The organism is Leptospira montravelensis, assembly GCF_004770045.1.
In the GTDB taxonomy this organism is placed as follows: domain Bacteria; phylum Spirochaetota; class Leptospiria; order Leptospirales; family Leptospiraceae; genus Leptospira_A; species Leptospira_A montravelensis.
The window spans coordinates 137,536-148,603 of sequence record NZ_RQFO01000014.1 but is presented as its reverse complement, the minus strand read 5'-3'; the positions used below and the strand labels follow the sequence as shown (position 1 = coordinate 148,603).

Genomic DNA, 11,068 nt, shown 5'->3' with positions numbered 1-11,068 from the left:
GTGTTGCCGACCGACTAAAGCGTAGGTATACAATCACCATGACAAGAATGTTTCGAACCATTTTTCTAATTTCCCTGATGGCAACAGTGCTTACCAACTGCGGTTATAACCGTATCCAAGAGTTGGATGAAGAAGTGGCTGCTTCCTGGGCAGAAGTTCTCAACCAATACAAACGAAGATCTGACTTAGTCCCTAATTTGGTTTCTGCAGTCAAAGGATTTGCGAACCAAGAAAAAGATATTATGAAAGGTATTGCGGAAGCTAGAGCAAAAATTGGATCTATCCAAGCAACTCCTGAACTGGTTAATAATCCTGAAAGTTTGAAACAGTTTGACCAAGCCCAAGGTCAATTGGGATCTGCATTGTCTAGACTTCTTATGATCCAAGAAAACTATCCACAACTAAAGTCAGACCAACATTTTTCTGATTTGATGGCACAGTTGGAAGGAACAGAAAATAGAATTACCGTAGCAAGAAATCGATTTATCAAAGCAACTAAAGATTACAATGTTTATATTCGACAATTTCCTGCGGTTCTTACTGCAAAAGCCTTTGGATATGATGCAAAAGCAACCTTCACTGTGGAAGACCAAAAGACAATCGAGAATGCACCTAAAGTAGAATTTTAGTTTATGATACAAAGCCGGCAAATACGCCGGCTTTTTTTGTTTAGAACTGGAAGTAGAGGAAAGGACTTGATACAGTCACACTGTAGATAATAAATGAAGTGATATAGAGCAAAATACAAGATGGAATTAGAAAATATAAATTATCTGTAATGAAATGAAATCTGTCTTCATCTCGGTCTTGTAAGATATCAACTAAAAACAAAAATCCAACTAAGATCACAAGACTCATACTCATCTGCGGGAACATTCCAGATGCTCCCGTAAAAGCACGTTCTAACATCATATTGGCGATACCCATTCCCGTGGAAACTTCTGGGGTTGGTTTGGCTCGAAAGAAAAAACAAGATAACACAAAAATGCCAACGGGATAAATTGGTTGGATGGAACGTGGAACTCGGTTCCAGGCATTCCGTATCGATTCAAATTTAAATACGAATTTTTCTACAACCATCATTGTGGAATGAAGAGTTCCCCAGAATACAAAGGTCCAATCGGCCCCATGCCAAATTCCAGATACAAAGGTTGTAATGAACAAATTTACGTAGGCCATAATTTCCCCGCGTCTGTTTCCACCGAGAGTGATATAAACATAATCCCGTAACCAGGAGCTAAAGGAAATATGCCAACGCCTCCAAAGTTCGCTGAGAGTACCCGATAAAAAAGGACGATCAAAGTTTTTAGGAATATGGAACCCAAGGATCCTTGCGGTTCCTATGGCGATGTCAGAGTATCCAGAAAAATCGCAATAAATTTGAACTGCAAAAAGAAAAGCTGCTATCCACATCGCTATCCAATTGTATTCGGTTGGACTTGCGTAAACAGGATCGATCACATAGGAAATAGGATCTGCTATAAAAGTTTTTTTAAAGATTCCCCAGAATAGTTGTTTGAGGCCTTGTTTTAGGTTTTCTTTGGAAAAGTCTTTGGAATCTAAAAATTGGTGAAGGACATCGCTTGCTCGTAAGATAGGACCAGCAACCAGTTGTGGAAAAAATGCAAGAAAAAGTCCAAAATGAAAAATGGACTTTGCTCTTACAACGACTCCTTTGTATACATCTACCGCATAAGATACTGCCTGTAAGGTGAAAAAGCTGATTCCCATTGGAAGGAGGATTCCCGACTTTTGTACAAATTCAGGATCACAAGGTGTTAACGAAAAAGTTTGGTTCCAAACAGTTATTGAAAAATCCAAATACTTAAATACAAACAGTAAACTTAGATTACTCCAAACTGCAATATTTAACCAAAAGAGTTTTTTCCCTTTTGAGGATGCAAATTCCATGTAATCCACAGCAAGTTTTGTAATCACAAAGGAAAATACTAGAAGTATTAAAAAGGGAATTCGAAAGATTGCATAGAAATACAAGCTAACAATGAATAACCAAAGACCCTGAAACCTTTTTGGAATCAAAAAATATACAAGGATAACAACAGGTGCAAAAATCAAATAGTGAACAGAATTAAAAAGCATATTATTTGATTTCCTTTAGTGCCTCTGCAATCGATTCGGCGGCCCAAAGATTTCCTAATTTAGTTAGGTGGCCATCACCAGGGATATAGTAATCCTGAATTCCTGCTTTTTTTGTTTTTCCATGTAACGTAAATTCACGGCCGCACATTTTGTCCGTATAGGGCAGAATGTCCAAAGTTTTGATTCCTTTGGAGTCTAAATACCTCTTGGCGCGGATGGCATAACCACCGAGTGCATTATATTTTCCCAATTGTCGGCAATATACTTCTTCGATTTGCATCGGAAGGATTACAGGAACAAACTTGTAACCTTTTTCTTTTGAAAGTGTTATCATCAAATCATAGGCCCTTGTTGTCGTTTCGGGAAGAGGTTCTAGAGAATTTGGATCCACGGGAGAATCGGAACATATCACATTTAAATTTTGAAGAGGAGTGGGACAAACAAACTCTGTTTGATCTTCGCATTTCTTTTGTTTAACGGGGAGTATAAATGTTTCTCGCAAGTAAACGAGAGGTGAGGTAGTTAAAAGATTTGTGTCCGCAGTGATTAAGTATTTAGTTTGTGCAAACTTAACTTTGGTTTGTTCATAAGCAAGTTTAAGAGCTTGCAATAGATATGAAATTCTGGTGAGTTCAAATTGAATGCGAAAGTTTTTTTTCCATACGGGATCATTTTCATGGAGGGCATCGTTTTCATCATCAGGAAGGATACCTTGCGCACGTAATTCCTCTGGCATAGTAAAATCGTTAGGTGAAATAAAAAACAACACAGTTTGGATATTGTCAATTTTTGTAGACATATCTTTGAGACGTTTGTAGGAACCAAGGGAACCATAAGCATCTACTCCCAAATTAAGTGTTTGGAAAGAGGATCCATCTTCATCAAAACTTTCAAGTTTAGAACAAAAAGTATCTTCATCTGAAACACCAAATCCCATTACCAAACTATCTCCTAAACAAACTAGTTTCGGTTTTCCTGGAATGGGTTCTTTTCGTCCACGTAGACCTAGTGAATTAGTGGTGAATTGGCCTTGCCATAAATCTGCATAGTGGCGAACAAAACGACTTTCGTTTGGTTCTAAAGTGACTCCATATTCGGGATGGTAGGCATGCAGAAGTTTAACATCGCGGTAATAACGTAAGGCAGGCGGATTGGAAGCGCGTAAAATCAACTCCAATGAAAGTAACGCCAACGGGAAAAATAGGACAATGGCTCCCCATCGTTTCCAGTTTTGAATCATATCCCTCTAAACTTTAGAATTCATGCTGGGAATCAAGCATTTCTAAGGTAAATTTAGGAAGTGCTTGGCTATCGCATCGGCAAAAAGTTCAGAAAGCGCAGGGCCCGGATGACCATCACCCGGGATATAAACTTGTTTTTTTTCTTTAAATAATAACTCGGTTTTTGCACGGAGGTCTAACGTTTTTACTCCCTGTTCGTTAAAGAACTCTTTAGCCATTTCATAGTTTCTATCTTTGGTATCGGGGTAACCTTTCATAGACATTCCCCAACTGAAAAGTATAGTTAGTTTTTCTTTCGGAACCAAAGGATCGCTAAAAAATTTTCTTAAATTGGAATACGTGATATGATTTTTTGGATAAAGGATTGGCTCACCGTACGAAGTGTACACATTTGTTTGAGGAGTGGAGATGATTCGCTGGTAAAGATACGAATTTCTTACTAGGTAGTAATGAATGGGATAAAGATATCGTTTGATTCCCACTTTTTCTCTTTCATCGTCAATGAAGTCAGAAGGATTCCAGATCCAATAAATCTTTTCTGGAAGATTCTCTTGTTTTTGGGATTTTAGAGTCTCTTTTAGGATTTTTAAAACTCCGTTAGTTCCGATGGCATCCACGGCAAGTAATCGAGATTCCAATTTGTATTTGGATAATAAATAATAGGTAGGAGTTTCGTTTGTTGGTAGGCCATAACCCATCGCCATAGAATCTCCGATGAACCAGAGCTTTGGGGAATTTGACTTCTCAGAGAGAACTCTTTCTCCCAAATCATTGGTTTGGATGTCCCAAGTTTTTCCATCTTTTCGAATAAAACTAGCTTTCTGATTGGGACAGAGGCGAATTTCAGAGAAATCATACAAACAATGAATTTGTCTATATCGAATTTCATCTGTATCCGCTTTAGATGAGAGTCTGAAATAACCCTCTCCCATCAAAAAAATGAAAAGAGGTGTGAATGTGAATGAGAATATAAGTTTATAGAATTTTTTCAATGAGAAGGTAGAAGAAAGAAAGGTTTCCAATATAAAGAACCATCACCAAAAAACCCATAGCAATTTGAAAGATATATGCGGAATAAGAAAATCCTTGGTAAGCAAGATAGGCTGTAACTCCTAAGACCATTTCGGGAACTAATACGTAATAGGCGACTTTTCCCCACATCTTTACATTTTGCGGATACCAAGATCCTAATATCCACATAGTCGCTTCCGAAGTTCCAAAAATGGCTAAGGCAACAATCCCAACCCAAAGGCAAGTTCCCACAATCGAAACTGACATCTCTTCCAATTTGATTCCTGTATAAACACAGATAAAAAGTGGGATGGCCCAAAGGCCTGCCATATACCCAGAAACAGTTCCAATTTTTAAAAAACCATCTTCTGGGAAAACTAATATTTGTAAGGCGCTTGATAGAAACCAATCAGGAAATACCATAAGGATCGATAATGGAACCAAAAATTTCCATATACGAAACGGAGTATGCCAACGAAGTAATAAACATAAACCAGCAAAACTGACATGAAATAACAAAGTGAGTGCTGCGAGTTTGATTCCGGATGGACTTTGTGACCAATAAAGAACAAATCCGGAGATCATACTAAATGCCAAAAAATACAAAGCCAATAGGAATTCTTCTGCAAGGAACTTAGGTTTCATCGATTCGAAGTTTAAGGATGATTGTAAAGGATGCAAGTCGAAACTGAAAGGAATTGCTACGAAAAATGAAAATAAAGAGGAAACAAAAAGGATACTTGGGAGATACTGGGTTCGAACCAGTGACCTCTACCATGTCAAGGTAGCGCTCTAACCAACTGAGCTAATCCCCCAAGGTAAAACCACTTCACCAGAACCGAGCCCACCGTAAAGTACGATTTCGTAGCCTGTTCCGGATAGAAAAATCTTCACTCATCCGGTCTGCTAAGCGGTTTGGTTTGGTAAGATCAGGAATTAATAGAACCAAATTGTCTTTGGCTCGGGAAAGTCCAACGTAAAGGATTCGCCTTTCTTCGGATTCATCTGTATCTTCTATGTCCTCACTCCACCCAAAAACCAGATCTAATAAAACCGTTGTAAATTCCAATCCTTTGGCACTATGGATGGTCATCACTTGCGATGAGGGAACTCCATTTTCGATCCACTCTCTTTTTCTATAATTACTGCGCGTGAGGATCACAGTAGAAGAATCCTTATTGTACCAGTCCTTCCAGATTTTTATAGGATCTAATTCTAAATCTTTGATTCGTTCTACCTGGAACGTTCCTTTTTCCTTTCGAAAGGATTTTACCTGTTTGGTGATTTTCTCTTTATTTTTTTTTAGAGGAAGTAGGGAGGAAGAAATGATAGATTTCTTAGAACGATAGTTAGTGGATAAAAAGAATTGAACTACATTTGGAAAATGATTTGGGAATTCTAAAAATGGTTTGGGAGTAGCCCCGCGAAATCCGTAGATGGCCTGCCAATCATCCCCGACCACAGTAATGGATTGAAAATTCATTTTTTTTATGATTTGGAGTTGGTCTTCATCTGTATCTTGAAACTCGTCTATAATCAAAGTTTTCCATTTGTTTTTCACAACGTCCGCAGATTCAGAATCTAAAAATTTTAAGAAATCAAAAATCAAATCATCATACTCAAAATAATAATTTTGATTCTTCCATAATTGAAAAGAGGTTTGGAAAGATTCGTATTTTTCCAAAGAGAGTTCTTGGAAATGTTTGGCACCATTTTTAAATAAAATAGGAAAGGGGATCCCTCCAATTTCAAATTGTAATGGATTTAAGAATTTCTTAATGATTTCCCATTTTTTTGATTCTGCTAGTAGTTTGTAAAGGGACCAGTTTTTAGAGTTATCGTAATGTTTTAGCGCAAAGTAACAAAACGCATGAAAGGTGGAAATATGATACGCCGAAGAAAGACCTTTTTTCCTGCACCTTTCCTTAAATTCATGTGTAGCTTTTTTAGTAAAGGTGACAACAAGAGTGTTTTCTGGTGGAATAGATTTTACTTTTTCTCTTTCTTCTAAAAGGCCAACCATAGTTGCCGTTTTACCAGAACCGGCCCCAGCAATCACTTGTTTAATGGGATGATTTGACTCTATGATGGACTTTTGTTCTTCGCTCCACATATATACATAAGCGGAAGAATAAATAAGTTTGGTTCTAGTTTTTTAAATTATTGTTTGAAGACAGCGCTGTCTTCATCTTCCTCTTCTTTTAGATCGTAATATCCATAAATAAAACTGGAACTTGCTTTCACTTCCATTCCATAAAAATGTTCTGAAATTCTACCTGATTTTGTAACTTCTAATTTGTATTCTTCTGCTAGAAATTTCATTTTATCCATAGAGATTTTTTCATTAATTTTAGGACCAAAGCCTGATTCCGTTTTTGACCAATCTACTATAAAAAGTCGCCCACCAGCTTTCATAGAGCGAATGAGTCCATCCATCGCCAAACCAGGGTTAGGAAATGTTGAAAGGGAAAGAGAAGCAAATATGATTTCTGGAACAGGAACCCATTCTGGAAGTAGGGGGTGGTCGGACTGGTCAATGTGGAAAGGAGTAAGTTGTTCAATGCCTTCCATGAGTTTACGCCGTAAAATCATATCGATAATCTCTTGTTGGCATTCGGCTGCCCAAATCCAAACATCGGGAAACCACTTTCTAAATTCAGTGAAGTAAAATCCAAGTCCACTTCCAAAATCCACGAGGTTATTTAATCCCTTCCAATTGAAAAACGCATATACATCTTCAGGTGGGCATAACTCTCGCCTATGGCTTGAGAGTAAATATTCTTGGTAAGTTTGAGAACGGTAGTATTCCGTTTCGGACATAATGACAATTCTTACAGAAAAGCAGGGAAAGTACAAACGAAAAATTCAATTAGAGGACCTTTACCACCGAAAATCTAAGTATGAAGTTCTCGATTCAGCTCTGGATGGTTATGCTGCTCTTTTCGTTCGTTGGGGTTTCTGCGGACTCTGGATTTGAGGAAAGCCGTTATCCTTCTATAGCGAAGGCAATACATGTTAGCCTATTACCTGATAAAAAATCGATTCGTTTAGACTGGGATCCTCCCAAACAAGAAGGCGAAATCATTGTGGCCCGGTCCACAGTTATGATTGATAGTCCAGACAAATTGTATATTGCCGATTCTTTAGGTAGATATAAAACTTCCACATCCAATCCTACTCGAGTATATTTTGATTATAATTTAAAACCGGGAACTTACTATTATGCAATCGTTATGGTAACGGATGTTCGTCGAAGGGAAGTGAAACTTTTTGCTAACCAAAACTATACGGTAACCCCAATTCATATAGCGGAAGAAAATGGAACACCTGTTGTTGGCCAAAACCCCGATTTCCCGGCTTTTCCGGCTGATGCAGGAATTCAGTCGATGGTAGGTGGGATTTCCGATATTACTGCAAACATAGAAAAAAAATTCATTCGATTGAATTGGATACCGCCAAATGGAGCCATAGCGGGAAGGACTTTATACACTGTATATAGATCAAATTCACCACTAACAAGTTTGCCGCTCATGCAAAAAGCTGAAAAACTGGCGGAACTTACCCATCCCGTAAATACTTTTTTAGACCAAGATTTGGATAAGTCACAGACATTGTATTATGGAGTTTCTGTAAAACAAGTAGGTGGTGAAGAAACAATTCCTTTAGAAGATAAAAAATCCACCTTACGCGTATTTTATGTTAAGCAAACTGCCAAAAATAATGCAGAAGTCATTGTAGAAGAGTCTCCGAAAAAACCAAAACAGGAAGTGGCTTCGAATGATACACGTACAGATTTGGGTGGTGTCATGCACGTTCGAGGGCTTGGATATGAACGTGTAGGAAAAGGTGCAGTGATCAGTTGGATCAGCCCAGAAGCAGCAGATGAATCCACTATTTATAGTTTATATGCTTCTGTGAGACCGTTAAACCAAGGTTCTGCGTCTTTTGGGCAAGGTTCCGTTGTGAAAGTTGCAACTGTCGTTCATCCCAAAACTAATTTTTTTATCAAAGAGTTAAAAGAAATTGATGAACTCTATTTTGGTGTAACAGCAAAATCGAACGGGATACCGGAAGACTATAATTTAAAGGAAAATGTTTCCTACTTTAAATATGATTTTTCAAAGGACATAGCTCCACATGAAGAACCAAATGTTGTAGCTGAGTCTCGTCCTAAAAAAGAACCAGAAAAAACAGATGTTTATAAAAATGAACATGCGGTAACACCAACGGAGAGTTTACCTCCTAAAGAAAATGCGGAACAGGTAAACGATTTTAAAGAAGAAACTTCAGCAACTGTAAATTATGATTTGGGCCAAACAGATTTAAATCAAATTATCAAAGAAACGGTGCTTCGAAAAAAATACGAAGTGGCAGTTTACCGGTTAGAGGAATATTTAAAAAATGAATCTAATTCCTACCTTAAAGGAAAGGCGATGTTCTTTCTTGGAGTGAGTGCTTTAAAAACTGGTGATACTAAAAAAGCCTTAAAATGTTTTTTGAAACGAGAAACAAAATCTTACTCACCATCTCGTGTGGAATTTTGGACGAATCAAACCCTAAGTCAGGCGGGTAGAGGGAACTTATGAATCGAATTATTGTATCGTTAGCGGGTTTTTTGTTTATTGTGGCAGGGCTTTCCACTGCCTATTACCAAACAAATATTTCTGTAAAAGAAGATCAGTCTCAAGCAATTTTTGAAAAAATTGCAGAAGGGGAAGAGTATTTAAAACAATCGAACCCACAAAGTAAGGAAAAGGCAATCACTATCTTTTCTGAGTTAGCTGGTAAGCGTGGAATAGAAAAATATGAATTCCAAATTAAATACAACCAGGCAAGAGCTTTAGAAAAAAACTCTGATTATTATCCAGCACTTGATATTTATAAAGAGTTAAAAAAGAATCCAAATGTAAAACCCGATGAAAAAGAACGTTTGAGTTACTCTCTTGGAAATCTACTTTTAAAAATTGGAAACGAGTCGGAAGGAAAAGTCCATTTAGAATCGGTCCTGCAATCAAGTTCAGATAATAAACTAAGGTCAAAATCCTTTCTTTCTCTTGCTGACCACTATTACAGAATTGGAAATTTTGAAACTGCTCGTAAAAATTATACTCTTGCCTTACAAGAAGATCCTAACAATACAGAATCAAGAATTGGATGGGGTAGGTCTTTACGTAAACTTGGAAAAGACTGGGCTTCCTATGATGTATTTGATGAATATATTGAAACCGCTGATCAGTTAGCTGGTGCTGATGAAAAAGTTGTAGGTGAGTATAAGGATTCTGTTTTAAAAGATGCAAAAGATAATTATACAAAAAAACAATACTCAAAGGCTATTGAGTTATTTCAAAAAGTCATCAGCGTCAATCCTACTCCGAAAAAAGAAGAAGAAGCTTTGTATTTCATTGCATTGTCTTTTGATGCAATGGGAAAACAAACCGAATCACTCACTTATATAAATAAAGTTTTGAATAACAGTGATTATTCGCTCGATCAAGCAGCTTTGTATAAAAAAGGAACTATTTATTTCAGACAAGGTAAGTTTGAAAAAGCAGCAGGTATCTTTCAAACGATTGTAGACAAATACCCTAAAAACCAGATTACCGACAAGGCGATTGCATGGAAAAAAGAATCACTCGATCAGTTTACCGACCACAATGATCTAGATGGTTCTGATGTATCGTCTGATTCCAAACCAGGTTCGGTTTCCACAAAACCTGACTCTGGAAATGATTTGGAGTTTTAGTCGGACTACTTTAGAAATTCATTCGATTTTGTATTCTGGAGGGCTTCCTCCATTCCAAAAGTTTTATAAATTTCTGGAACAATGTCTGCAAGCGAATGTATATTTTCAGCGAAGCGGTCAGCATCCTTACCATAGAGGATGGTGGCCGCCGGGTTTTCCGTATGGTTTTTTTGACTTAAATCTTCCATGTTTCCATGATCACTGGAGACAATCAGTAAATCTTTTTTTGGATCGATTCCTTCCAAAAGTCCTCGGAAAAAACCTTCTAAGTTTTTAATGATATGTTCTGCCTTTTCCCAATCCATTGCATGTCCCACTTTGTCGGTGAGAAAATACTCATACAAAGCCAACTTGTAATGCGAAAACTTATGGAAACATTCCTTTCCTAATTTATAGGGATCTCTTCTTTCCAGAAGTGGATCTCCCGGTTTTAACATATCAATGCCGAGAGTTCCCATAATTTCATGTGTTATATCCATATAAAGACCTCTGCCATTACTAAGGTCATCGAAGTTTTTTAATGGGCGTCCACTAGCTAACTGGACTAAGGTGGAAGCTGATACTAGTTTTGGTTTTTCCTCCACGTGTTTGAGGTAGGGAGGCGAAAAACAATTTAAAAAATCACTTAGGTGTCCCTGTTCATTTAGGACTTTGATCAGGGAATATTTGGCTATGATTTTGCGTAGTGTAATGGTGGGAAACCCACTGACATGGCGGTCGAGCACCTTAGGTCCAGGAATCCCTGTCCAAAGTGCCGTTTGGCCGGTGGCAGACTGAGGAAGGCCTGTGACTCCCATATGGGCATCTGTTTTGATATAGTGCAATTGCGAAGGTGAAACCGGTAAGTCAGCGTCCGACTTAGGAATCCCACCAACGGGTGCTAAAAAACCTTTGGCAAACCGACTAAATGGATTGGATTTGGGATCGTAATCGGCGATGCCCACTCCGTCCAAAAATACATAAAAAATCATTC

At 37.8% G+C, this 11,068-nt stretch carries 10 protein-coding genes and 1 tRNA gene; 3 read left to right on the top strand and 8 right to left on the bottom strand.

Annotation, left to right across the window (positions count from 1 at the left end; translation table 11 throughout):
• Nucleotides 1–38 precede the first annotated feature (38 nt).
• Complete coding sequence (locus tag EHQ31_RS10035) at nt 39–629, top strand: LemA family protein (protein ID WP_135574413.1); 591 nt, start codon at nt 39–41, stop codon at nt 627–629.
• 40 nt (nt 630–669) lie between these two features.
• On the opposite strand, the gene EHQ31_RS10030 is transcribed toward EHQ31_RS10035, so the two are convergent.
• From EHQ31_RS10030 to EHQ31_RS10000, 7 genes are all read right to left on the bottom strand, one after another.
• Entirely contained in the window at nt 670–2,100 is a 1,431-nt protein-coding gene (locus EHQ31_RS10030) for an MBOAT family O-acyltransferase (protein WP_135574411.1), read from the bottom strand.
• A 1-nt stretch (nt 2,101) separates the two neighbouring features.
• Nucleotides 2,102–3,340: an LA_2490 family SGNH/GDSL-type esterase gene (locus tag EHQ31_RS10025; RefSeq protein ID WP_135574409.1), complete on the bottom strand. Its 1,239-nt coding sequence runs from the start codon at nt 3,338–3,340 to the stop codon at nt 2,102–2,104.
• A gap of 42 nt (nt 3,341–3,382) precedes the next feature.
• A complete protein-coding gene (locus tag EHQ31_RS10020) occupies nt 3,383–4,333 on the bottom strand; it encodes an LA_2486 family SGNH/GDSL-type esterase (protein WP_208652767.1) in 951 nt (316 codons plus the stop codon).
• Nucleotides 4,317–4,997, bottom strand: a complete 681-nt coding sequence (locus EHQ31_RS10015) for a DUF6989 domain-containing protein (protein ID WP_135574407.1) — start codon at nt 4,995–4,997, stop codon at nt 4,317–4,319. The genes EHQ31_RS10020 and EHQ31_RS10015 overlap by 17 nt, the downstream gene beginning before the upstream one ends.
• Nucleotides 4,998–5,093: 96 nt before the next feature.
• Nucleotides 5,094–5,167 (bottom strand) — tRNA-Val (locus tag EHQ31_RS10010).
• A gap of 14 nt (nt 5,168–5,181) precedes the next feature.
• Nucleotides 5,182–6,465, bottom strand: a complete 1,284-nt coding sequence (locus EHQ31_RS10005; RefSeq protein WP_135574405.1) for a UvrD-helicase domain-containing protein — start codon at nt 6,463–6,465, stop codon at nt 5,182–5,184.
• A 47-nt stretch (nt 6,466–6,512) separates the two neighbouring features.
• Complete coding sequence (locus tag EHQ31_RS10000) at nt 6,513–7,172, bottom strand: class I SAM-dependent methyltransferase (protein WP_135574403.1); 660 nt, start codon at nt 7,170–7,172, stop codon at nt 6,513–6,515.
• A 110-nt stretch (nt 7,173–7,282) separates the two neighbouring features.
• On the opposite strand from EHQ31_RS10000, the gene EHQ31_RS09995 reads away from it, so the two are divergent.
• Together EHQ31_RS09995 and EHQ31_RS09990 are read left to right on the top strand one after the other, a co-directional pair.
• Nucleotides 7,283–8,938: a tetratricopeptide repeat protein gene (locus EHQ31_RS09995; protein ID WP_135574401.1), complete on the top strand. Its 1,656-nt coding sequence runs from the start codon at nt 7,283–7,285 to the stop codon at nt 8,936–8,938.
• Nucleotides 8,935–10,095, top strand: coding sequence for a tetratricopeptide repeat protein (locus EHQ31_RS09990; RefSeq protein WP_135574400.1), 1,161 nt, complete (start codon nt 8,935–8,937; stop codon nt 10,093–10,095). The genes EHQ31_RS09995 and EHQ31_RS09990 overlap by 4 nt, the downstream gene beginning before the upstream one ends.
• A gap of 5 nt (nt 10,096–10,100) precedes the next feature.
• Here the strand turns inward: EHQ31_RS09990 and EHQ31_RS09985 are convergent, their stop codons facing one another.
• A complete protein-coding gene (locus tag EHQ31_RS09985) occupies nt 10,101–11,066 on the bottom strand; it encodes an alkaline phosphatase family protein (RefSeq protein ID WP_135574398.1) in 966 nt (321 codons plus the stop codon).
• Nucleotides 11,067–11,068 lie beyond the last annotated feature (2 nt).

What these genes read in the sequence shown, in the direction of transcription:
- EHQ31_RS10035 (WP_135574413.1), top strand. Translation starts at nt 39, where the DNA reads ATGACAAGAATGTTTCGAACCATTTTTCTAATTTCCCTGATGGCAACA.
- EHQ31_RS10030 (WP_135574411.1), bottom strand. Translation starts at nt 2,100, where the DNA reads ATGCTTTTTAATTCTGTTCACTATTTGATTTTTGCACCTGTTGTTATC.
- EHQ31_RS10025 (WP_135574409.1), bottom strand. Translation starts at nt 3,340, where the DNA reads ATGATTCAAAACTGGAAACGATGGGGAGCCATTGTCCTATTTTTCCCG.
- EHQ31_RS10015 (WP_135574407.1), bottom strand. Translation starts at nt 4,997, where the DNA reads ATGAAACCTAAGTTCCTTGCAGAAGAATTCCTATTGGCTTTGTATTTT.
- EHQ31_RS10005 (WP_135574405.1), bottom strand. Translation starts at nt 6,465, where the DNA reads ATGTGGAGCGAAGAACAAAAGTCCATCATAGAGTCAAATCATCCCATT.
- EHQ31_RS10000 (WP_135574403.1), bottom strand. Translation starts at nt 7,172, where the DNA reads ATGTCCGAAACGGAATACTACCGTTCTCAAACTTACCAAGAATATTTA.
- EHQ31_RS09995 (WP_135574401.1), top strand. Translation starts at nt 7,283, where the DNA reads ATGCTGCTCTTTTCGTTCGTTGGGGTTTCTGCGGACTCTGGATTTGAG.
- EHQ31_RS09990 (WP_135574400.1), top strand. Translation starts at nt 8,935, where the DNA reads ATGAATCGAATTATTGTATCGTTAGCGGGTTTTTTGTTTATTGTGGCA.
- EHQ31_RS09985 (WP_135574398.1), bottom strand. Translation starts at nt 11,066, where the DNA reads ATGATTTTTTATGTATTTTTGGACGGAGTGGGCATCGCCGATTACGAT.